This is a genomic window from Pseudomonas sp. PVC-3-1 (assembly GCF_057444315.1).
The window spans coordinates 1,136,617-1,159,481 of record NZ_CM172023.1; the positions used below are offsets into that span (position 1 = coordinate 1,136,617).

Sequence of the window (22,865 nt, forward strand, 5' to 3'; positions counted from 1 at the left end):
CTCCCTTCAGGGAGAGGGCGGGGGAGAGGGAATCCGCTAGCGCCGATTGTTCGCGAGCAAGCTCGCTCCTACGAAGAACAAGCTCCAGAACAACGCCGCGAGCGCGAAGACGCCCGCGCGATGGAACCCTTTTGCCCGGCTTCTGGCCGGGAGTACTGCCCAGCAACACAACAACGCCAATCCGGCTGTGGGAGTCGTTCCATGAAAGTGTCCTTGCTCACGCGCATCTCCATCACCTGTGCCCTCGCTGCCGCTGTCGGTAGTGTTAACGCGCAGTCCCAAAGCATCACCGTCATCTCCTTCGGCGGCGCCACCAAGGCGGCCCAGGAGCAGGCTTACTTCAAGCCCTTCGAGGCCAGCGGCGCCGGCAAGATCGTCGCCGGCGAATACAACGGCGAGATGGCCAAGGTGAAAGCCATGGTCGACGTCGGCAAGGTCACCTGGGACGTGGTCGAGGTGGAAAGCCCCGAGCTGCTGCGCGGCTGCGAGGAAGGCCTGTTCGAGCGCATCGACCCGGCGGCCATCGGCGAGGAGAAGAATTTCGTCCCCGGCACCCTCAGCGAGTGCGGCGTGGCCACCTACGTCTGGTCCATGGTCATGGCCTACAACGGCGCCAAGGTCGCCAAGGCCCCGCAATCCTGGGCCGATTTCTGGAACACCAGCGAATACCCGGGCAAGCGCGGCCTGCGCAAGGGCGCCAAGTACACCCTGGAAATCGCCTTGCTGGCCGACGGCGTGAAACAGGACGACCTCTACAAGGTGCTCGGCACGAAGGAAGGCGTCGACCGTGCCTTCGCCAAGCTCGACCAGCTCAAGGGCAACATCCAGTGGTGGGAAGCCGGCGCGCAACCGCCGCAGTGGCTGGCCGCCGGCGACGTGGTAATGAGCGCCGCCTACAACGGCCGCATAGCCGCCGCGCAGAAGGAAGGTGTGAAGCTGGGCATCGTCTGGCCGGGCAGCCTGTACGACCCGGAATACTGGGCCGTGGTGAAAGGCACCCCGAACAAGGCGCTGGCCGAGAAGTTCATCGCCTTCGCCAGCCAGCCGCAAACCCAGAAGACCTTCTCCGAGAACATCCCCTACGGCCCCGTGCATAAAGGCACGCTGGACCTGCTGCCGGCGGACGTGCGCGATGCGCTGCCCACCGCGCCGGCCAACCTCGAGGGCGCCCGTTCGGTGGACGCGGCCTTCTGGGTCGACCACGGCGAAGAGCTCGAACAGCGCTTCAACGCCTGGGCCGCCCGCTGATCCTTTCCTGATCCAAGCCCGGCGTTTGCGCCGGGCCTGCCTTGCCAACGACGCGTGAGAACCACAATGACAACGACGCAAAACCAGGCGACGACTCTGGAGCTGAGCACCATCCAGCCCATCGCCGCACACGAACGACACGGCCGCGCCCGCGACCTCTTCACCATCTGGTTCGGCAGCAACATCATGCTGCTGACCGTGGTCACCGGCGCCCTGGCGGTCACCGTGTTCAAGCTGCCATTCTTCGCCGCCGTGCTGGCGCTGGTGCTCGGCAACCTGGTAGGTGGCGTGTTCATGGCCCTGCACTCGGCCCAGGGCCCGCAGCTGGGCGTACCGCAGATGGTGCAGACCCGCGGCCAGTTCGGTTCCTTCGGCTCCTTGCTGGTGGTCGCCCTGGTGGTGATCATGTACCTGGGCTTCTTCGCCTCCAACCTAGTGCTCGGCGGCCAGGCGCTGCATGCGCGCTTCGAGGTGATCGGCACCAACACCGGCATCCTGCTGGTGGGCGCGATCAGCGTGATCGCCACGGTGTTCGGCTACCGCCTGATCCACGGCTACACCCGCGTGATGTCCTGGCTGTCCGGCGCGGTGCTGCTGGTCAGCTTCGTCTGGCTGGTGTTCGTCCACGGCCTGCCGGCGGACCTGCTGCAGCGCAACGAGAACAACATCCCCGGCTTCCTCGGCGCGCTGTCCATCGCCGCCCTGTGGCAATTGGCCTATGCGCCCTACGTTTCCGACTACTCGCGCTACATGCCGCAGGGCACTGGTTCGCGCACCGCGTTCTGGTCCAGCTACTGGGGTTGCTGCCTGGGCTCGATCCTGCCGATGCTGCTGGGTGTGCTGGTCGGCCTGTCGGTGGGCGAAGGCGACGTCATTGCCGGCCTGATCGAGATGACCGGCGGCTTCAGCGCCATCATGGTCGCGGTGTTCTCCATCGGCATCGCCGCCACCAACTCGATGAACCTTTACTGCGGCACGCTCTCGGCCATCACCGTCGGCCAGACGCTGATCCCCGCCTGGTCGGCCAAGGCCGGCTGGCGCGCGGTGATCGCCCTGGCGCTGTTCGGCGGCTCTCTGACCATCGCCCTGCTCGGCCAGGACAACTTCATGGCCAACTACACCAACTTCATCCTGCTGCTGCTCTACGTGCTGGTGCCCTGGAGCGCGATCAACCTGGTCGACTACTACCTGATCGCTCACGGTGAGTACGACGTGCTGTCGTTCTTCCGCCGCGACGGCGGCATCTACGGCACCTTCAACTGGACCGCGGTGAACTGCTACATCCTCGGCATCCTGGTGCAGGTTCCGTTCATGTCCACCGCGCTCTACACCGGTGCGGCGGCGCAGGCCATGAACGGCGCGGACGTCTCCTGGGTCGTCGGCCTGGGCGTGGTCTCGCCGGTCTACTGGCTGTTCAGCCGCAAGCGCCAGCGTGCCCTGAAGGCGGCCCGCGCATGAGCCGTCGGACCGGGTTCTTCTTCGACGAGCGCTGCTTCTGGCATGCGACCGGGCTGCACGCGCTGATCCTTCCCGTCGGTGGCTGGTTGCAGCCGCCGGTGGGCGGCGGTCATGCCGAGTCGCCGGAGAGCAAGCGCCGGCTGAAAAGCCTGATGGACGTCTCCGGCCTGAGCAACCAGCTGCATCTGTCCAGCGCGCCGCTGGCCAGCGAGGAAGACCTGCTGCGCGTGCACCCGGCCAGCTACCTGGAGCGCTTCAAGGCCTACAGCGAAGCCGGCCACGGCGACATGGGCGAAGAGACCATGGTCAGCCATGGCACCTACGACATCGCGCGGCAGTCCGCTGGCCTGACCATCGCCGCGGTGGACGCGGTGCTGCGCGGCGAACTGGACAACGCCTACGCGCTGTCCCGTCCGCCGGGCCACCACTGCCTGCCGGATCGCGGCATGGGCTTCTGCTACCTGGCCAACATCGCCGTGGCGGTGGAGACGGCCAAGGCGCGCCATGGGATCAAGCGCGTGGCGGTGCTCGACTGGGATGTGCACCACGGCAACGGCACCGAGGCGATCTTCTACGGCCGCGACGACGTGCTGACCCTGTCGATCCACCAGGCCGACTGCTACCCCACCGGCACCGGTGCGGTGGGCGATATCGGCGAGGGCGCGGGCAGGGGCTACAACCTCAACGTGCCGCTCTATCCGGGCAGTGGTGACGATGCCTACCGCGTGGCCATGGAGACCATCATCGTGCCGGCGCTGGAGCGCTTCCAGCCGGAGCTGATCGTGGTCGCCAGCGGCTTCGACGCCAACGGCGTGGACCCGCTGGCACGCATGCTCGCCCACAGCGAGACCTTCCGCTTCATGACCGCCGCCGTGCGCGATGCTGCCGAGCGCCTGTGCGCTGGCAAGCTGGTGGTGGTGCACGAGGGCGGTTACGCGGAAGCCTACGTGCCGTTCTGCGGTCATGCGGTGATCGAGGAAATGGCCGGCGTGCGTACCGAAGTGGTCGATCCCTTCCTGCCGATGCTCGAAGGCCAGCAGCCCGACGCGGACTTCCGCGCCTTCCAGCGCCAGGCGCTGGAGCGGATGGCGGCGAAGCTGCTGGGCTGAGCTTGCCGCGTGCCTGAGTGGGCGGATCGAACCTGACGGTCGATCCGTCCACCAACGCTGGGCTTCTGTCCCGCGGCTGCCATTGCCGCTTCGGCAGACGCTGGCCGATGAGTGTTCGCAGACCCAGGCCCGGGGCGATCCCGGTGCTTTCCTCGCCTGATGCGAGTGGCCATCGGGTAGTGGACGCCGTTCTCACTCAGCACGAATAGTTCCTTCGAACGTCGCTGGGATGACGGGCGTCGCCCAGAATGCCCGAGTCTCGTTCGCACCGAACGACGCGCCAGTGGATTTCCGATTCAGCGAGGAACAACACCTGTCCTCAGGCGACCTGCCCGCAGGTTCGGTGCGCGCCAGTCCGCGTTTGGCGCCGCGCTGACGACGCCTTTCAGCACCCCCTGAAAAATCGTTACCCATCCTCTACAACAATCAGAACAGGAGGCCAGGTTCATGGACACGGAATACCTCGCGACACTGCCCAGCGCGATTCGCCACTTCGCCCAAGAGCGGGCCGGGGCCATTGCGTATGCCTTCGAAGGCCGCGAAACCACGTTTGCCGATCTGGATCGCCATACCGACCGTGTTGCGCAGGCGCTGCTGGCCGACGGGGTGAAGGCTGGCGACCGAATCGCCTATGTCGGCAAGAACAGCGACCACTATTTCGAACTGTTCTTCGGCGCGGCCAAGATGGGGGCCGTTATCACACCGGTGAGCTGGCGGCTGGCCGGGCCCGAGATCCAGTACATCGTTGCGCACTGCGACGCGACACTGGTCTTCGTCGGCGCCGAATCAGCGGCTTCGGTACGCAACCTGCTCCCGACGCTGCCGCTGGTTCGCCGTGCGGTGGCAATGGAGAGCGGGGAGCCCGACTGGCCGGCTTACAGCCACTGGCGCGACGCCTGCCCGAGTACCCCGCCGGCGCACGAGGCGAAGCCTGCCGACGTGGTGCTCCAGCTCTACACGTCGGGCACGACAGGTCGTCCCAAGGGCGTGATGCTGATGCATCGGAACCTGACCAGCGGAACCCGGATTTCGCTATGCGAGGGCGCGGACTGGTCGCTCTGGAGCGACGACGACGTCTCGCTGGTGGCCATGCCGGTCGCGCATATCGGCGGTTCGGGTTGGGGCGTGCGCGGCATTCTGTCTGGCTGCAAGGGGGTCGTGGCACGCGAGTTCGACCCGAGCAAGGTGCTCGACTACATCGCCCACGATCGGGTCAGCAAACTGTTCATGGTGCCGGCGGCCTTGCAGATCGTGCTGCGCGATCCACGTGTCCGCCAGGTGGACTACTCGCGGCTCAAGCACATGCTCTACGGCTCTTCGCCAATTCCTGCGGCGCTGCTGCGCGAGGGCATGGAGGTCTTCGGTTGTGGTTTCGTCCAGCAATATGGCATGACCGAGACCACGGGCACGATCGTGGCGCTGCCGCCGGAGGACCATACCCCCGCCGATGTTCCGCGCATGCGCGCCGCCGGCAAGGCCATGCCCGGTTGCGAGGTGGCGGTGGTCGGGGTGGACGGCCGCAGGCTGCCGCCCGGAGAGGTCGGCGAAGTGGTGATCCGCTCGCCACAGAACATGGCCGGCTACTGGAAGCAGGACGAAGACACGTCCCGCGTCATCGACGCTGATGGCTGGTTGCGCAGCGGCGACGCCGGCTACCTGGACGCGGATGGGTATCTCTATATCCACGACCGGGTCAAGGACATGATCATCAGCGGTGGGGAGAACATCTACCCGGCCGAGGTGGAGAGCGCCATCTACGGTCATCCGGCCGTTGCCGATGTGGCTGTGATCGGAGTGCCCGATGAGCGGTGGGGCGAGGCGGTCAAGGCGATGGTCGTGCTGCGCGCCGGCGTCGCAGCCGATGCCGACAGTATCCTGGCCTGGGCCCGTGAGCGTATCGCCAGCTTCAAGGTGCCCAAGAGTATCGACTTCATCGACGCCATGCCGCGCAATCCCGCCGGCAAATTGCTGCGCCGGGCGCTACGGGAGCCTTACTGGGTGGGGCGTACGCGTCAGGTCAACTAGGCAACCGGGATCGAGACAGTGTACGCAGTGATCCGGCAGGAGCGGGCCACTGGGTCAGGTCAAGCGGCTAGAGTAGGGGCTTCATCCAGAACAACGGACAGCGTCGCCATGAAGCTCCTGCTACTTCCCCTTGCCCTGCTGGCCCTCTGCGCCTCCGCCCAGGCCGCTTCCGACTGCGCCGACGCGCAAACCCAGGGTGAGATCAACGCCTGCACCGGCGCGGCCTACAAGGCCAGCGACAAACGCCTCAATGACCTCTACGGGCAGTACCGCCAACGGCTGGATGCCGGGCAGAAGAAGGCCCTGACCGCCGCGCAGAAAGCCTGGCTGAACTACCGTGACCTCAGCTGTAAATTCGAGACCTCCAGCGTCGAGGGCGGCTCCGGCTACCCGATGGCCTACGGCAACTGCCTGAAGGCCATGACCGATCAGCGCATCAAGGAGCTGCAGACGCTCTCGGACTGCCAGGAAGGCGACTTCAACTGTCCCGCTCCCAAGCCCTGACCGCTCTTCTGTAGGAGCGAGCTTGCTCGCGAACGGATTTCCCAGTTGCGCCGGCGTTGGGCGGGTTCGCGAGCAAGCTCGCTCCTACACGTCCCAGCCGTGCGCACAAAAAAAGGGAGCCTTGCGGCTCCCCTGGAGAGACGGCCACGCGGGGGAGCGTGGCCGGGAGCAAGTGCGCCGTCAGGCGGCGCGGAACAGGTTGTGCGGGTCGATGACGAATTTCTTCGGCACGCCGGCATCGAATTCGCCATAGCCCTTGGGCGCCTGGTCCAGGGTGATGACTTCCACCCCGACGACGTCGGCGATCTTGATGCGGTCCCACATGATCGCCTGCATCAGCTGGCGGTTGTACTTCATCACCGGGGTCTGGCCGGTGTGGAAGCTGTGCGACTTGGCCCAGCCCAGGCCGAAGCGGATGCTCAGCGAACCCTGCTTGGCCGCCGCGTCCACCGCGCCCGGATCCTCGGTGACGTACAGGCCCGGAATGCCGATCTTGCCGGCCACCCGCACCACGCCCATCAGCGAGTTCAGCACGGTGGCCGGAGCCTCGTGCTGCGAGCCCGAATGACCGTGACCGCGGGCCTCGAAGCCCACCGCGTCGACTGCGCAGTCCACCTCCGGCTCGCCCAGCAGATCAGCGATCTGCTCGTGCAGCGGGGTGTCCTTGGACAGGTCGGCAATCTCGAAGCCCTGCGCCTTGGCGTGGGCCAGGCGGGTCGGGTTGACGTCACCGACGATCACCACGGCGGCGCCCAGCAGGCGGGCCGAAGCAGCGGCGGCGAGGCCTACCGGGCCGGCACCGGCGATGTAGACGGTACTACCCGGACCGACGCCGGCAGTCACCGCACCGTGATAGCCGGTGGGGAGGATGTCGGAGAGGCAGGTCAGGTCGCGGATCTTCTCCATCGCCGCGTCGCGGTTGGGCAGGCGCAGCAGGTTGAAGTCGGCGTAAGGGACCATCACGTACTCGGCCTGGCCGCCGACCCAGCCGCCCATGTCGACGTAGCCATAGGCGCCGCCGGCGCGGGACGGGTTGACCGTCAGGCAGACGCCGGTGTGCTGCTCCTTGCAGGTGCGGCAGTGGCCGCAGGCCACGTTGAACGGCACCGAGACCAGGTCGCCGATCTTCATGGTTTCCACGCCACGGCCGATCTCCACCACCTCACCGGTGATCTCGTGGCCCAGCACCAGGCCTTCCGGCGCGGTGGTACGGCCACGGACCATGTGCTGGTCGGAGCCGCAGATGTTGGTGGAAACCACGCGAAGGATCACCCCGTGGTCGATCTGCTTGCCCTGCGGGTCCTGCATCTTCGGATAGGGGATGTTCTGGACCTCGACCTTTCCCGGGCCGAGATAAACCACACCACGATTGCCAGACATACGCATTCCTCATTGTGTTTGTGGGTACAAAGGCGGGCCTTGCGGCGCGCGGTTCTGCACTGGGATGTCGTGTGTTGCGCGACAGGGCCGGTCGGTACTGCAGGCAGCCGGCTGGGCTGTCGGTGTTGCTCGGTGCTTGGGAGCGGGCTTCAAGACCCTCTCCCCAACCCTCTCCCTGAAGGGAGAGGGGGCTGTACGGTGTGGCCGGATGGCACGGAGCCCGGCCCTCGCTCGGATATCCCCTCTCCCTTCAGGGAGAGGGCCAGGAAGAGGGCGCTCTACAGCGCGCGCCGCACTCCGAGGTGACACGTAGGGCGGATGAGTCCCATCCATCCGCCGTTGCAGGCGTCATGGCGGATAACGCCTGTGGCGTTATCCGCCCTACAGGTACGGGCTGTGCTTACAGCACTACTGTCCTATTGGCATTCAGGAACACGCGTTTCTCGATGTGGTAGCCCACGGCCTTGGCCAGGGTCAGGCATTCCACGTCGCGGCCCTTGGCGATCAGGTCCTCGGGGTAGTGGGAGTGGTCCACGGGCTCGACGCCCTGGGCGATGATCGGGCCCTCGTCGAGGTCGTTGTTGATGTAGTGGGCCGTGGCGCCGACCAGCTTCACGCCCTTCTGGTAGGCCTGGTGGTAGGGCTTGGCGCCCTTGAAACCGGGCAGCAGCGAGTGGTGGATGTTGATCGCCCAGCCGTCCAGGCGGCGGCACAGCTCGGGGGACAGCACCTGCATGTAGCGAGCGAGGATCACCAGTTCGGCGCCGGTTTCCTCGATCACCTGCCAGACCTTCGCCTCCTGCGCGCCCTTGTCGTTCGGGTCGAGGGCGAAGTGGTGATAGGGGATGCCATGCCAGCGCGCCAGCGGCTCCAGGTCCGGGTGGTTGGAGACCACCGCCATCACGTCCATCGGCAGTTGGCCGATGCGCTGTCGGTAGAGCAGGTCGTTCAGGCAGTGGTCGGCCTTGGAGACCATGATCACCACCTTGCTGCGGTAACCCGGCGGAGTCAGTTCGACGTTCATCTGGAAGGGCGAGACGCGATCGGCGAGGCCAGCGCGGAAGGCCGCTTCGTCGAAGCCGTCGCCGGCGCGGAATTCGATGCGGATGAAGAAGCGCTGCGCCAGGCGATCGTCGAAGGAGTGGTGCTCGGTGACGTAGCAGCGCTGTTCGAACAGGTAGCGCGTGACCACGTCCACCGTGCCCAGCAGGCTCGGGCTGTCGGCGGTGAGGATCCAGGTATCGGGGGTGCGGCTCATGGTCTGGCTCCGAAGTTTTCCGCTGGTCGCAGAGGTTGGAGTGGGGTTTCCCTCACCCCGGCCCTCTCCCGGTGGGAGAGGGGGAAGCGCGTTTCTTACGCAGCTATCTGCAGGCCGTACTCGGCGCAGGCGTCCTGCAGCCACAGCCAGATGTAGTCGGAGAAGCTGCGGCGCACCACCAGTTCCCAGGTGTGCTCGCCGGTATGACGGATCACCAGCTGGGACTTGGCGAAGTTCGTACCCACCGCCTTGCCCACCGGGAAGTTGCTCGGGTGCACGTCGTAGCCGGTGGACTTCATCAGCACTTCGCGGACCTTGGCGCCTTCGAGCTCCAGCAGGGTCTGGCCGCCGCTGACGTTGATCACCGAGTAGTGCAGGTCCTCGCCGAGTGCTTCGCGCAGGCGCTGCTCGACGGCAAATTCCTCGCCACCGGGGACGATCAGCAGCCACTCGTCCGGGCCGAGCCACTGCAGCGAGGTTTCGTCCTTGGCTACCAGGCCCAGGGCCACCGGCAGCTCCAGGCCCAGGGCTTTGTGCACGCCGCCGGCGAAGGCCGGGTCGTGGGCGTCGCCACGCAGGGTCAGGTGGCCGAGGAATTTCTTCTCGCGCAGGGTCACGCCGGCGTTGGCCACCTTGCGCGCAGCGAGCTTGTCCAGCTCGGCGTGGTGCAGGGGGGACTCGGCCTGGATGCCGTCTGCGGGGCGTTGCTGGTAGAGGTTGGCTTTGCTCATGTTCTGTTCACCTTGGGGGCGCGGAGCGCCCTGGAAGCCTGTCTGCCCTCTCCCTAGCCCTCTCCCTGAAGGGAGAGGGGATGTCCGTGCGTACTGATACACGGTGCCATCCGGGAGCTTCAGTCACTCCCTCTCCCTTCAGGGAGAGGGCGGGGGGAGAGGGGCGAACCCCACTCCGATCAATCCACGTTCTGCCGTTCGCCTTTCGGGTCGTAGAACACCGAGCTGCAGATTTCCGCCTCGATCACGCGGCCGTCCGCCAACGGGGCGTAGACCTTCTCGCCCAGGCGCTTGATGCCGCCCTTCACCACCGCCAACGCGAAGCTGTAGCCCAGGCTGCTGCTCATGTAGCTGGAGGTGACGTGGCCGACCATGGTCGCCGGGACGGTGTGCTGCGGGGTGAACAGCAGCTGCGCGCCTTCGGGCAGCAGGTCCATGGGGTTGGTGGGCTTCAACCCCACCAGCTGCTTGCGGTCCTCGCGCTGGCAATCGGCGCGGTTCATGCCGCGCCAGCCGATCCAGGAGAACGGCTTGGTGCGACCTACCGCCCAACCCATGTTCAGATCGTCCGGGGTAACCGAGGCGTCGGTGTCCTGGCCGACGATGATGAAGCCCTTCTCGGCGCGCAGGACGTGCATGGTCTCGGTGCCGTACGGCGTCAGGTTGTACTTCGCGCCGGCGGCGACGATGGCCTCCAGCACACCCATGGCGTAGTTGGCCTGGATGTTCACCTCGTAGGACAGCTCGCCGGTGAAGGAGATGCGGAACACCCGCGCCGGCACGCCGGCGACCTTGCCTTCCTTCCAGGTCATGAACGGGAAGGCGTCCTTGTCCAGGTCGATGTCGGTAACCTCGGCCAGCAGCTTGCGGCTGTTGGGGCCGGACAGGGTCAGGGTGGCCCAGTGGTCGGTGACCGAGGTGAAGTACACCGCAAGCTCCGGCCATTCGGTCTGGTGGTACAGCTCCAGCCACTCCAGCACGCGCGCCGCGCCGCCGGTGGTGGTGGTCATGACGAAGTGGTTGTCGGCCAGGCATGCGGTGACGCCATCGTCGAAGACCATGCCGTCTTCCTTGCACATCAGGCCATAGCGGGCCTTGCCCACGTCCAGCTTGGTCCAGGCATTGGTGTAGACGCGGTTGAGGAACTCGCGGGCGTCCGGGCCCTGGATGTCGATCTTGCCCAGGGTCGAGGCGTCGAGCAGGCCGACCGACTCACGCACGGCGCGGCATTCGCGGGCCACGGCGGCGTGCATGTCTTCGCCGCGCTTGGGGAAGTACCACGGGCGCTTCCACTGGCCGACGTCCTCGAACTCGGCGCCGTTCTTCACGTGCCAGGCGTGCAGGGCGGTGAAGCGCACCGGCTCGAACAGGTGACCGCAGTGACGGCCGGCGACGGCGCCGAAGGTCACCGGGGTGTAGTTGGGGCGGAACATGGTGGTGCCGGTGTCGGCGATGCTCTTGCCCTGGGCGCGGGCGGCGATCGCCAGGCCGTTGATGTTGCCCAGCTTGCCCTGGTCGGTGCCGAAGCCCAGCGCGGTGTAGCGCTTGACGTGCTCGATGGACTCGAAGCCCTCGCGGCAGGCCAGCTCGATGGCGGCGGCGGTGACGTCGTTCTGGGTATCGACGAATTGCTTGGGCGCGCGCGCCGTGGATTTTTCGTGGGGCACCTGGAACAGCGCGAGGGTGGCATCCTCGGCGCGCTCGGCGACCACCGGAAGCTCGCCTTCGACCGCCTTGAAACCGCCGTCGACAGCGGCCTGGCTGCCGGCCTGGTAGCCGTCGGCCAGGGCATCGGCGAGACGGAACACGCCGTTCACCGCGCCGGCACAGAGGCGTTTCTGGAAGGCCAGGCCGGGCACGAAGGCAAGGATGTCCTCGCGCCATTCCGGCTTGCCGCCCAGGTGCGAGGCCAGGTGCACCACCGGGCTGTAGCCGCCGGAGCTGGCGACCAGGTCGCAGTCCAGCCACTCACCGGGCGCATTGACCTTGTGACGGAAGGTGTCGATGGACGCCACCTTCGCGCCGCTCACGCGTTTGCTGCCGCGTGCCTCGATCACTGCGCTGCCAGTGATGACCCGCATACCGCGCTTGCGCGCTTCCTCGACCCATTCGCCGCGCGGATTGGGGCGGGCGTCGGCGATGGCGACCACCTGCAGACCGGCTTCCTGCCAGTCCAGGGCGACGCGGTAGGCGTAGTCGTTGTTGGTGGACAGCACCAGCTTCTTGCCCGGTGCCACGCCGTAGCGGCGCACATAGGTGGAGACGGCACCGGCGAGCATGTTGCCCGGCACGTCGTTGTTGCCGTAGACCAGCGGGCGCTCGTGGGCGCCGGCGGCGAGTACCACGCGGTTGGCGCGAACGCGGTGCACGCGCATGCGCACCTGGCCCAGCGGAGCGGTCTCGCCCAGGTGGTCGGTGCGACGCTCGTGGATGGTGAGGAAGTTGTGGTCGTGGTAGCCGTTGACCGTGGCGCGTGGCAGCAGGACCACGTCCGGGTTGCCTTCCAGCTCGGCGATGGCCTTGGCCACCCACTCCTCGGCCGGCTTGCCGTCGAGGGTTTCGCGGGTGTCGAGCAGGCTGCCGCCGAACTCTTCCTGTTCATCGGCGAGGATTACCCGCGCACCGCTGCGCGAGGCGGCCAGGGCGGCGGCGAGGCCGGCGGGGCCGGCGCCGACGATCAGTACGTCGGCGTGGCGATTCATCCAGTCGTAGCTGTCCGGGTCCACTTCGGTGGGCGCGCGGCCGAGGCCGGCGGCCTTGCGGATGTACTTCTCGTAGGTCAGCCACATGGACTGCGGGTACATGAAGGTCTTGTAGTAGAAGCCGGGCGGCATCAGCTTGCCGCCGACCTTGCCGAAGATCCCCATGAGGTCGTTCTGCACGTTCGGCCAGCCGTTGGTGGCGGTCGACACCAGGCCGTTGTACAGCGCCTGCTGGGTGGCGCGCACGTTGGGCACCTGGGTGGATTCGCGCGAGCCGATCTGCAGGATGGCGTTGGGCTCTTCGGCGCCGGCGGCGACGATGCCGCGCGGGCGCGAGTACTTGAAGCTGCGGCCGAGGATGTCGACACCGTTGGCCAGCAGCGCAGCGGCCAGGGTGTCACCGGCGAAGCCCTGGTAGCTCTGGCCGTTGAAGCTGAAGGTCAGCGGCTTGTTGCGGTCGATGCGACCGCCACGGGACAGGCGATTGATCTGGCTCATTAGGCCTTCTCCACGGCGGGCTGGACGGCGGATTTCTTCTCGGAGTCGGCGGCGGTGATGCTGGGCTTTTCGCCGATCTTGTAGGTTTCCAGAATCTCGTAGGTCACCGTGTGGCGGGTGACGTTGAAGTACTGGCGGCAGCCGGCGGCGTGCACCCACAGCTCGTGGTGGATGCCGCGCGGGTTGTCGCGGAAGAACATGTAGTCGCCCCACTCGGCGTCGGTGCAGGCGGCCGGATCGAGCGGGCGCGGGATGTGCGCCTGGCCCTTGGCGTGGAATTCCTCTTCGGAACGCAGCTCGCCGCAATGGGGGCAGAAGATATTCAGCATTTTGTAGCCTCCGGAAACTGATCTTGCCGGCTGACCGGCACCCTCTCCCATCAGGGAGAGGGTTGGGGAGAGGGTCGCTCTCCCGTTGTTTCGTTTCAGTCGAGGGTCGGCTCGCGCCTTCAGCACCCTCTCCCGCCCTTCGGGCACCCTCTCCCTGAAGGGAGAGGGTCATCAGATTTCGCCCTTCGGGCGGCTTTTAGTGAGCTACGGCCGCGGCGCCGTGTTCGTCGATCAGCGCGCCGGTGTGGAAGCGTTCGATGGAGAAGGGCGCGGCCAGCGGATGCGGCTCGCCCTTGGCGAGGGTGGCGGCGAAGACGTTGCCCGAACCGGGTGTGGCCTTGAAGCCGCCGGTGCCCCAGCCGCAGTTGAAGAACAGGTTCTTCACCGGGGTCTTGCCGATGATCGGGCAGGCGTCCGGGGTGGTGTCGACGATGCCGCCCCACTGGCGGTTCATGCGTACGCGCGAGAGCACCGGGAACATCTCGACGATGGCCTGCAGGGTGTGTTCGATCACCGGGTAGGAACCGCGCTGGCCATAGCCGTTGTAGCCGTCGATGCCGGCGCCGATGACCAGGTCGCCCTTGTCCGACTGGCTGATGTAGCCGTGCACGGCGTTGGACATGATCACGCTGTCGATGATGGGTTTCAGCGGCTCGGAGACCAGCGCCTGCAGCGGGTGCGATTCGATCGGCAGGCGGAAGCCGGCGAGCATGGCCATGTGCCCGGAGTTGCCGGCGGTGACCACGCCGACGCGCTTGGCGCCGATGAAGCCGCGGTTGGTCTCGACGCCGATCACCGCGCCGTCCTGCTTGCGGAAGCCGATCACTTCGGTCTGCTGGATCAGGTCCACGCCCAGGGCGTCGGCGGCACGGGCGAAGCCCCAGGCCACGGCATCGTGTCGGGCGACGCCGCCACGGCGCTGCACGGTGGAGCCCATGACCGGGTAGCGGGCGCTCTTGGTGCAGTTCAGGTAGGGAATCTCTTCGGCCACCTGCTGGGCGTTGAGCAACTCGCCGTCCACGCCGTTGAGGCGGTTGGCGCTCACGCGGCGCTCGCCATCGCGCATGTCCTGCAGGGTGTGGCAGAGGTTGTAGACGCCGCGCTGGGAGAACATGACGTTGTAGTTGAGGTCCTGAGACAGGCCTTCCCACAGTTTCATGGCGTGTTCGTAGAGCAGCGCCGACTCGTCCCACAGATAGTTGGAACGCACGATGGTGGTGTTGCGCGCGGTGTTGCCGCCGCCCAGCCAGCCCTTCTCGATCACCGCGACGTTGGTGATGCCGTGCTCCTTGGCCAGGTAGTAGGCAGTGGCCAGGCCATGCCCGCCGCCGCCGACGATGACCACGTCATACACCGGCTTGGGCGTGGGCGTGCGCCACATGCGCTGCCAGTTCTCGTGGTGGCTCAGGGAATGCTTGAACAGGCCGAAGCCGGAGTAGCGTTGCATGGGGTGCTCCTGAATATCTCTTGTCGCGGTGCCGCTCTTCGTAGGAGCGAGCTTGCTCGCGAATGGCCTCGCGGCGGGGCTGGTTCGCGAGCAAGGGCTAGGCGCCCCCCTCGTTCCTACAAAAGCGTGGCCGGAAGACTTAGCGGTAGACCGGGAAGTCCGCGCACAGCCCGGCGACCTGGGTGGCGACTTTCGCCTCCACGTCGGCGTCGCCCAGGTGGTCCAGCACGTCGCTGATCCAGCCGGCCAGCTCGCGGCACTGTTCTTCCTTCAGCCCACGGGTGGTGACCGCCGGGGTGCCGATGCGGATGCCGGAGGTGACGAACGGGCTCTGCGGGTCGTTCGGCACGGCGTTCTTGTTCACGGTGATGCCGACGCGGCCGAGGGCGGCGTCCGCTTCCTTGCCGGTCAGGCCCTGCTTCACCAGGCTGATCAGCATCAGGTGGTTGTCGGTGCCGCCGGACACCACGTCGTAGCCACGCTCGATGAATACCTTGGCCATGGCCTGGGCGTTCTTGATCACCTGGGCCTGGTAGTCCTTGAAGCCGGGCTCCAGCGCTTCCTTGAAGCACACCGCCTTGGCGGCGATCACGTGCATCAGCGGGCCACCCTGGGCACCGGGGAAGACGGCGGAGTTGAGCTTCTTCTCGATCTCTTCGTTGGATCTGGCCAGGATCAGGCCGCCACGCGGGCCGCGCAGGGTCTTGTGGGTGGTGGTGGTGACCACGTCGGCGTAGGGCAGCGGGTTCGGGTACAGGCCGGCGGCAACCAGGCCGGCGACGTGGGCCATGTCGACGAACAGCAGCGCCCCGACCTTGTCGGCGATGGCGCGGAAGCGCGGGAAGTCCAGCGTCTTGGAGTAGGCGGAGAAGCCGGCAACGATCATCTTGGGCTTATGCTCCAGCGCCAGGCGTTCGACCTCGTCGTAGTCGATCAGCCCGGTGTCGGTGTTCAGGCCGTACTGCACGGCGTTGTACAGCTTGCCGGAGGAGGAGACCTTGGCGCCGTGGGTCAGGTGGCCGCCGTGGGCCAGGCTCATGCCCAGGATGGTGTCGCCGGCGTTGATCAGCGCGAGATACACGGCAGAGTTGGCCGAGGAGCCGGAGTGCGGCTGGACGTTGGCATAGTCGGCGCCGAACAGCTGCTTGGCGCGGTCGATGGCCAGCTGTTCGACCTTGTCCACATGCTCGCAGCCGCCGTAGTAACGCTTGCCCGGATAACCTTCGGCGTACTTGTTGGTCAGCCCGCTGCCCTGAGCCTGCATGACGCGCTTGCTGGTGTAGTTCTCCGAAGCGATCAGCTCGAGGTGGTCCTCCTGGCGCGCTTCCTCGGCATCCATCGCCGCGAGCAGTTCGTCGTCATAGCCCTGGATCTGATCTTGCTTGCTGAACATCGCTGGTCTCCCTGCGGCGCGCTGGAGCGCCATGGCTGGTGCGAGGCGCAAACTGGCCCCCTTGGCAGCGATGGTATGACTGGCTCATTCGGTCCAGATGCCTGCGCACGTCGCGGGTAGGTGCGTTTGCGACATGCCGTGAAGGGCGTAAAAGCGACCGGGTGCGTGGAATTGCGCGCAGCGGCTGGTCAGAATGCGACATGCCCGCGCCAGGACGGCGCGGCCCGCGGAGCCCTGGCGATGAAACGCTGCTGTCTATCCGGATCGCTGTGCCTTGTCCTGCTGATGCCGCCGGCCTGGGGCATGTCGCGTTTGTTCGACGGCGACGCCAACGTCTGGGTGCGGGGCCGGACCCTGTGCTTCGGCGGCGCGGCGTTCAAATCGCCCGGCCTGTTCTTCAACCGGACGCTGCAGGTGGATGAACGGCAGGTGGCGGTGCAGTCCATCGAGATCTCCCGTGAGCCTTACGAGCCGTTCTGGTCGTCGGCCAGCCTCGAACCGAACCAGGGCGTGCCACTGCGCAGCGATACCTGCTTCGCCTATGGCCAGGGAATCACCGGCTTCCGCGAGAAAGTCCCGGCGCGGCCCCTGGAGCCTGGCCTGTACAACGTCACCCTCGGCGGGCGCGACAGTGCCGGGGATGGTCAGCGTGCGACCTTCATGAAGACCTTCTGCCTGGAAGCGCGCGGCGCCGGGGTGGCGGTGATCGATGCCGGCTATGACGAGAAGCAGGGGCGCTGGGTCTGCAAACCCCCGCAATGAAGCTGCCGATAGGAACCATTGGGCCAAGGGACTAAACTGCGCCCCTCACGAAATGCGAGGACGCCATGAACCGTTCCCTGACTCTGCTTTCCGCCCTGCTGCTCACCGCGACGCTGCAGGGCTGTGGTGACGACAGCAAACCCGCCAAGGCCGAGGCGCCTGAAGCCGCCAGCACTGCCGCCGCGGCCACCCCGGCCGGCGACAGCTGCACTGGCCATGTGCTGGAGAAGGCGCTGCCGCCGACCAAGGCCATCTACGGCTACCCCTACCTGTCCCGCGAGTGCGGCTACGACGACGCCACCATCGTCTACGGCAAGGCCGACGGCAGCCAGCACCTGGTCGTGACCCTGACCGACACCGGCCTGCCGGCGCCGGGCGCCGACCAGCAGGGCGAGGCCGCCAAGCAGTACCTGGCCGCCCAGGCCAAGCTGCGCGACACCACCGCCAAGAACGTCTCACTGCTCAACCAGGCCCGCCAGGCCGCACTGCAGAACGGCACCGCCGCGCAGTTCGGCGGCGAGCAGTACCTGCCGGTGATCGACAGTACGCGCATGGGCGACCCGCTGGCCATCAGTGTGCCGGGCCCGGACGACAAGGCTGGCGAGTCGAGCATGACCGGCCTGATCAAGGGCCGCTACGTGCTCAACATGATCTCGCCGGACAAGCCCAACGGCGGTACCGCCCAGTCCCTGCGTGAGCTGTTCGTGCCGATCTCCGAGCAGATGGCACTGACCAAGCTGCCCTGACAGATAGAGAGATATCTGACAGTAAGTCATTCCAGTTTCTGATCCTCCATCTCACCTAGCTCTTAGGAAAATTCTCGGCATCGCTCATTACCGATCGCCAGAGACAGAGGTGGAGGATCATGAAATTCAAGCTGAGAGGTCTGCCGCTACTGCTGGCGACCGCGCTTTCGCTGGCTGCTCAGGCGGTGCCGGTGCCCGCGACCCCCCTGCCTGAGGTCAAGGCCTACAGCGGCGCGGATGGCGTCAAGGTCTGGCTGGAACAGATCGGGCCACGCCGGGCCAACATGTTCCTGGTGCGCATCGGTGGCGTCGACCACGCCTGGAACATGCGCATCCTGCGCATGGATGGGCTCAGTCTCCTGGACGAATCACTGTTCAAGCTGCATTCCCAAACCACTGAACAGCAGATTGCCCTGGTGCTGCGCGGCGATTGCGGCGAGGTGATGTTGCCGGGCGAAGCCCATGGCCGGAAGGTCTGCTACGACCAGGAGCTGTCGGCCACCCAGGACGCCAAGCAGTTCGTGACCGCCTACGTGACCCAGCGTCTGTAAGCTGCCGGGTGCACGAGACGTGGGGTTTTCGCTACGCTGCTGACTGACATTTTTTGTGCAGTGCCGAGGCAGCCCCATGACCGACAACACCCAACAGTTCGCCAGCGACAACTACTCCGGCATCTGCCCCGAAGCCTGGGCGGCGATGGCCGAGGCCAACCACGGCCACGAGCGCGCCTACGGCGACGACCAGTGGACCGCCCGCGCCTCGGACTACTTCCGCGAACTGTTCGAGACCGACTGCGAAGTCTTCTTCGCCTTCAACGGCACCGCCGCCAACTCCCTGGCCCTGGCGGCGCTGTGCCAGAGCTACCACAGCGTGATCTGCGCCGAGACTGCCCACGTCGAGACCGACGAGTGTGGCGCGCCGGAGTTCTTCTCCAACGGCTCCAAGCTGCTGCTGGCGCGTACCGATGCCCAGGGCAAGCTGACCCCGGAAGCGATCCGCGAGATCGCCCTCAAGCGCCAGGACATCCACTACCCGAAGGCGCGCGTGGTCACCATCACCCAGGCCACCGAGGTCGGCACCGTCTATCGCCCTGACGAGCTGCAGGCGCTCAGCGCCACCTGCCGCGAGCTGGGCCTGCACCTGCACATGGACGGCGCACGCTTCTCCAATGCCTGCGCCTTTCTCGGCGCGACGCCGGCCGAACTGACCTGGAAGGCCGGCGTCGAAGTGCTCTGCTTTGGCGGCACCAAGAACGGCATGGCGGTGGGCGAGGCCATCCTGTTCTTCAATCGCGAACTGGCCGAAGGCTTTGACTACCGCTGCAAGCAGGCCGGCCAGTTGGCCTCGAAGATGCGCTTCCTCGCCGCACCCTGGGTCGGCGTGCTTCAGGACGACGCGTGGCTGCACTACGCCAGCCATGCCAACCGTTGTGCACAACTGCTGGCCGAGCGCGTCGCCGATGTGCCGGGCGTGCAGCTGATGTTCCCGGTGGAAGCCAACGGGGTGTTCCTGCAGATGTCCGAGCCCGCCCTGGAAGCCCTGCGCCAACTGGGTTGGCGCTTCTACACCTTCATCGGCGCCGGTGGCGCGCGCTTCATGTGCTCCTGGGACACCGAGATCGCCCGTGTCGAGGCGCTGGCGGCGGACATCCGGAAAGTCATGGGTGCCTGAGTTGTCCCCAGGCGCTGGGGAAGGTTGCTCGCGCAACCTGTCTCAAACCTGTGGATGAATGCTTGCAGGCCGTGGGCGGCAAGGCTTGCAAAGGTCTGGTCAATATTTGAGCGTCGTGGGTCTTATTGTAGGAGCGAGCTTGCTCGCGAACCGTATTCCGCCTGATCTCACGGTGTGAAGCGAAGCTACGGATATTCGCGAGCAAGCTCGCTCCTACAAGTCGGCAACCGGTGTGGTTTCCTCAGATACGCACCGCCGTCCCGCTTACGCTGACCATCAGCATGCTGCCGTTCTGCCCGACCACCTCGTAATCCAGGTCGATGCCGACCACGGCGTTGGCGCCCAGCTCCTGGGCGCGCTCCTGCAGTTCCTCGAAGGCGATCTCCCGCGCCCGGCCCAATTCCTTTTCATACGCACCGGAACGCCCGCCAATGATGTCGCGCAGGCCGGCGAACAGGTCGCGGAACACGTTCGCGCCGAGGATCGCCTCGCCAACCACGATGCCGCGGTATTCCTGGATGGTCTTGCCCTCGATGGTGGGGGTGGTGGTCAGGATCATGGGGCTGGCTCCTCTGCTGGGGAAATCCAGCATAGCCCTGCACTGCACTGAAGGCCGCGCCGGCTATGTTTCAGCGTTTGGCGAAAATCCGCGGCAACCTTGTGATAAAGCTGTGGACAACCTGGTGGAAAATGTCGGCGGCATGACACTTTCATGAACGGCGCGTTTTCATCGTTCATTTTCATGAAATCCCCGTTATTCGTGGCTTACAGGGGTGACGGAAGGGGTTGTGAAGATCTCCACAGCCGCTGTGGAGGCAAGCTTGTCCAACCTGTGGAAAAACTGTTGGGAGGTGCCTGCAAAGCTGATGGCGCGTGGCTTGCCGAAAGCTGGCTATTTTCTGATCAAGCCCGTCTTTTCAATCACTTGTGAGCCTGTGTATCGATTGCAGCGATTTTTCTGTGCACGATCCTTTCACCGCTATCCCCGGTTTATGTTGACCCTCCTGTGCGCCTCCTGTGGAAAACATCGCCAGCGCATTGTCCTGCGAGGCTTCCAGAGGGTTGTTCAAGGAGTGATCAGCTTTGTCGGCAAACGACTGATCCACAGCGACTTTTCCCCAGCCGCAGGGGCTGCATGAAACTTTCCACAATGCCTGTTGGCTGAATCTCGCAGAAGGTGTGGACAACCTGTATCCAGATCGCTGGAGGCCATGCGGAGCGCGCCCCTGCTTCTTCTGTGTGTTTTTTGACCAAATGCCGAAAGTAGCGGCGTTACTGGCTTTCAGCGAATTTCCCGACGGTTTTTCCACAGTGGCTGTGCAGCGTTCTGCCAGGAACTTGTGGGCGGGTTGTGGATGGATCGCTGAGAGGCCCGCTAATGTTGGTCTGCGCGAGGGTGATCAATATTTGTCCAGGGCCCCGGGGGCTGCTGCCTATACTCCAGAGAGCCCTGGGGGCGGGAGATTCAGCATGTCCAGTTACTCGGTGGAACAGATCCGCACCGTGGCCCTGGTCGGCCACGGCGACAGCGGCAAGACCCTGCTTGCCGAAGCGCTGCTGCAGCACTGCGGCGCGATTCCCAGCATGGGCTCGCTGGAGCGCGGCGATACCCTTTGCGACTCCGACCCCATGGAGCGCGAATACCACCATTCCCTCGCCGCTGCTCTGGCGTACTTCGAGCATGAAGGCGCGCACATCCGCTTGATCGATGCGCCTGGCTATCCCGACTTCATCGGCCACGCGTTGCCGGCCCTGGCGGCGGTGGAAACGGCGCTGGTGGTGGTGAACGCGCAGAACGGCATCGAGCTGAGCACCCGCCGCATGATGGACTGGGCTGGCGAGCGCGGGCTGTGCCGGATGCTGGTGGTGAACAAGATCGACGCCGAGCGCATCGACCTGCCGGGACTTCTGGCGGGTTTGCGCGAGTCGTTCGGCAAGGAGGTATTGCCGATCAATCTACCCGCGGAGGGCGGTACGCGGGTTGTGGATTGTTTCTTCAATCCCGATGGCGAGGCGGATTTCTCCTCGGTGGCCGAGGCGCACCAGGCGCTGGTGGACCAGGTGGTGGAGGTCGACGAAGCGCTGATGGCGCACTATCTGGAAGAGGGCGAAGTGGCGCCCGAGGCGCTGCACGAACCCTTTGAGCGTGCCCTGCGCGAAGGCCACCTGATTCCGCTGTGCTTTGTCTCTGCCCGTACCGGCGCCGGTGTGTCGGAGCTGGCAAACATCCTTGCGCGCCTCGCACCCAACCCCACCGAGGGCAATCCGCCGCTATTCCTGCGCAGCGATGACAAGGGTAGGGAACAGCCGGTGACCTGCCAGCCCGATCCCAAGGCCCATGTGCTGGCCCACGTGTTCAAGGTGGTGATCGACCCCTTTGTCGGCCGCCTGGCCGTGTTCCGCGTGCACCAGGGCACGATCCGCCGGGAAATGCAGCTGTTCGCCGGCGACGGACGCAAACCATTCAAGGTCGGCCACCTGCTACGCCTGCAGGGAAAGAAGCATGAAGAGGCGCCATGGCTGATCCCCGGTGACTTCGGCGCGCTGAGCAAGGTCGACGAGCTGGAGTACGGCGTGGTGCTGCACGACTCCCATGATGAGGACCATATCCACCTCAAACCGCTGGACTTTCCCGAGCCGATGCAGGGCCTGGCCATCGAGGCGAGCCGGCGCGGCGACGAGCAGCGTCTGGCGGAGATACTCCAGCGCCTGCAGGCCGAAGACCCCTGTGTACGCCTGGACTACAACGCCTCCACCCAGGAAACCGTGTTGCGCGGCATGGGCGAAATGCACCTGCGCTACCTGCTGGAGCGCATGGCCGGCCAATACAAGCTGGAAGTGCAGACCCGCGCCCCCAGCGTGCCCTACCGCGAGACGGCGACTCGCAGCGCCGAAGGCCACAGCCGGCACAAGAAGCAGACCGGCGGCGCAGGGCAGTTCGGCGAGGTGTTCCTGCGCATCGAGCCGTTGCCGCGCGGCGAAGGCTTTGCGTTCGTCGATGCGATCAAGGGCGGGGTGATTCCCGGCAATTTCATCCCTTCGGTGGAGAAGGGCGTGCGCTCGGCACTGGCGGCCGGGCCGCTGGCCGGCTTTCCGGTGGAGGATGTGAAGGTCACGGTGTTCGACGGCAAGAGTCACTCTGTGGATTCCAAGGACATCGCCTTCCAGGCCGCCGGACGCAAGGCCATGCTCGATGCGCTGCGCAATGCCGGTGGCATCGTGCTGGAGCCGGTTATGCAGATCGAGGTGACGACGCCGGATACCCACCTGGGCGACATCACCGCCGACCTGACCGGCCGCCGCGGCCAGGTGCTGGGCACCGAATCGCTGTCGGCCAGCGTCGCGCTGGTACGTGGGCAGGTGCCGCTGGCGGAGCTGGACGGTTACGCCAATCGGCTGAAATCCATTACGGCCGGCCAGGGCCTCTATAGCCTTTCCTCCAGCCATTACAGCGCCGTCCCACAGGACGTGCAGCAACGCCTGTCCAGTGGTTACAAGGCCGCCCCGGAAGAAGATTGAGCGAATGTGGATATTCGTCGCAGCCGGCGCCTGAAAAGGCCCGTGGCTGGGCACCTGCGCGCGTGCACCGGGCGTGCTCCCGTGC

General features: G+C 65.9%; 20 protein-coding genes. 12 read left to right on the forward strand and 8 right to left on the reverse strand.

Annotated features, from left to right (window positions below; all coding sequences use genetic code 11):
- Positions 1–201: 201 nt before the first annotated feature.
- From AC2T4A_RS05405 to AC2T4A_RS05425, 5 genes are all read left to right on the forward strand, one after another.
- Positions 202–1,248 (forward strand): ABC transporter substrate-binding protein, encoded by a 1,047-nt coding sequence (locus AC2T4A_RS05405; RefSeq protein ID WP_478376991.1) that lies wholly within the window; start codon positions 202–204, stop codon positions 1,246–1,248.
- Between the two features lie 66 nt (positions 1,249–1,314).
- Positions 1,315–2,706 (forward strand): purine-cytosine permease family protein, encoded by a 1,392-nt coding sequence (locus tag AC2T4A_RS05410; RefSeq protein ID WP_486742879.1) that lies wholly within the window; start codon positions 1,315–1,317, stop codon positions 2,704–2,706.
- On the forward strand, positions 2,703–3,815 hold the full coding sequence (locus AC2T4A_RS05415; RefSeq protein ID WP_486742880.1) for a class II histone deacetylase: 1,113 nt from the start codon (positions 2,703–2,705) through the stop codon (positions 3,813–3,815). The genes AC2T4A_RS05410 and AC2T4A_RS05415 overlap by 4 nt, the downstream gene beginning before the upstream one ends.
- A gap of 447 nt (positions 3,816–4,262) precedes the next feature.
- On the forward strand, positions 4,263–5,840 hold the full coding sequence (locus tag AC2T4A_RS05420) for a fatty acid--CoA ligase (protein WP_416744296.1): 1,578 nt from the start codon (positions 4,263–4,265) through the stop codon (positions 5,838–5,840).
- Between the two features lie 108 nt (positions 5,841–5,948).
- Positions 5,949–6,344: a lysozyme inhibitor LprI family protein gene (locus AC2T4A_RS05425; protein WP_478376994.1), complete on the forward strand. Its 396-nt coding sequence runs from the start codon at positions 5,949–5,951 to the stop codon at positions 6,342–6,344.
- Positions 6,345–6,524: 180 nt separating this feature from the next.
- Here the strand turns inward: AC2T4A_RS05425 and fdhA are convergent, their stop codons facing one another.
- From fdhA to glyA, 7 genes are all read right to left on the reverse strand, one after another.
- On the reverse strand, positions 6,525–7,724 hold the full coding sequence (gene fdhA, locus AC2T4A_RS05430; protein WP_045214055.1) for a formaldehyde dehydrogenase, glutathione-independent: 1,200 nt from the start codon (positions 7,722–7,724) through the stop codon (positions 6,525–6,527).
- 400 nt (positions 7,725–8,124) lie between these two features.
- Complete coding sequence (locus AC2T4A_RS05435) at positions 8,125–8,982, reverse strand: formyltetrahydrofolate deformylase (RefSeq protein WP_478376995.1); 858 nt, start codon at positions 8,980–8,982, stop codon at positions 8,125–8,127.
- A gap of 95 nt (positions 8,983–9,077) precedes the next feature.
- On the reverse strand, positions 9,078–9,713 hold the full coding sequence (locus tag AC2T4A_RS05440; protein ID WP_486742881.1) for a sarcosine oxidase subunit gamma: 636 nt from the start codon (positions 9,711–9,713) through the stop codon (positions 9,078–9,080).
- A 179-nt stretch (positions 9,714–9,892) separates the two neighbouring features.
- Positions 9,893–12,913: a sarcosine oxidase subunit alpha gene (locus tag AC2T4A_RS05445; RefSeq protein WP_486742882.1), complete on the reverse strand. Its 3,021-nt coding sequence runs from the start codon at positions 12,911–12,913 to the stop codon at positions 9,893–9,895.
- Complete coding sequence (locus tag AC2T4A_RS05450) at positions 12,913–13,242, reverse strand: sarcosine oxidase subunit delta (RefSeq protein ID WP_478376998.1); 330 nt, start codon at positions 13,240–13,242, stop codon at positions 12,913–12,915. Before AC2T4A_RS05450 ends, AC2T4A_RS05445 begins: the two co-directional genes overlap by 1 nt.
- A 196-nt stretch (positions 13,243–13,438) precedes the next feature.
- Complete coding sequence (locus AC2T4A_RS05455) at positions 13,439–14,689, reverse strand: sarcosine oxidase subunit beta (protein ID WP_045214067.1); 1,251 nt, start codon at positions 14,687–14,689, stop codon at positions 13,439–13,441.
- Positions 14,690–14,828: 139 nt separating this feature from the next.
- On the reverse strand, positions 14,829–16,082 hold the full coding sequence (glyA, locus tag AC2T4A_RS05460) for a serine hydroxymethyltransferase (RefSeq protein WP_478376999.1): 1,254 nt from the start codon (positions 16,080–16,082) through the stop codon (positions 14,829–14,831).
- A 240-nt stretch (positions 16,083–16,322) separates the two neighbouring features.
- Between glyA and AC2T4A_RS05465 the strand changes: the two genes are divergently transcribed.
- The 4 genes from AC2T4A_RS05465 to AC2T4A_RS05480 all read left to right on the forward strand — a co-directional run bounded on the left by AC2T4A_RS05465 (position 16,323) and on the right by AC2T4A_RS05480 (position 19,261).
- Entirely contained in the window at positions 16,323–16,844 is a 522-nt protein-coding gene (locus AC2T4A_RS05465; RefSeq protein WP_486742883.1) for a hypothetical protein, read from the forward strand.
- Between the two features lie 65 nt (positions 16,845–16,909).
- Complete coding sequence (locus tag AC2T4A_RS05470) at positions 16,910–17,590, forward strand: hypothetical protein (RefSeq protein WP_416744308.1); 681 nt, start codon at positions 16,910–16,912, stop codon at positions 17,588–17,590.
- Positions 17,591–17,709: 119 nt separating this feature from the next.
- On the forward strand, positions 17,710–18,141 hold the full coding sequence (locus AC2T4A_RS05475; RefSeq protein WP_416744309.1) for a hypothetical protein: 432 nt from the start codon (positions 17,710–17,712) through the stop codon (positions 18,139–18,141).
- Positions 18,142–18,217: 76 nt separating this feature from the next.
- Positions 18,218–19,261 (forward strand): threonine aldolase family protein, encoded by a 1,044-nt coding sequence (locus AC2T4A_RS05480; protein WP_416744311.1) that lies wholly within the window; start codon positions 18,218–18,220, stop codon positions 19,259–19,261.
- A 241-nt stretch (positions 19,262–19,502) separates the two neighbouring features.
- Here the strand turns inward: AC2T4A_RS05480 and AC2T4A_RS05485 are convergent, their stop codons facing one another.
- Entirely contained in the window at positions 19,503–19,820 is a 318-nt protein-coding gene (locus AC2T4A_RS05485) for a heavy metal-binding domain-containing protein (protein WP_017521552.1), read from the reverse strand.
- Between AC2T4A_RS05485 and AC2T4A_RS05490 the strand changes: the two genes are divergently transcribed.
- The 3 genes from AC2T4A_RS05490 to fusA all read left to right on the forward strand — a co-directional run bounded on the left by AC2T4A_RS05490 (position 19,819) and on the right by fusA (position 22,780).
- Positions 19,819–19,977 (forward strand): hypothetical protein, encoded by a 159-nt coding sequence (locus tag AC2T4A_RS05490; protein ID WP_416744312.1) that lies wholly within the window; start codon positions 19,819–19,821, stop codon positions 19,975–19,977. The two genes, AC2T4A_RS05485 and AC2T4A_RS05490, sit on opposite strands and share 2 nt — an antisense overlap.
- Before the next feature lie 105 nt (positions 19,978–20,082).
- Positions 20,083–20,400: a hypothetical protein gene (locus AC2T4A_RS05495; RefSeq protein ID WP_486742884.1), complete on the forward strand. Its 318-nt coding sequence runs from the start codon at positions 20,083–20,085 to the stop codon at positions 20,398–20,400.
- A gap of 331 nt (positions 20,401–20,731) precedes the next feature.
- Positions 20,732–22,780, forward strand: a complete 2,049-nt coding sequence (gene fusA, locus AC2T4A_RS05500; protein ID WP_486742885.1) for an elongation factor G — start codon at positions 20,732–20,734, stop codon at positions 22,778–22,780.
- Positions 22,781–22,865 lie beyond the last annotated feature (85 nt).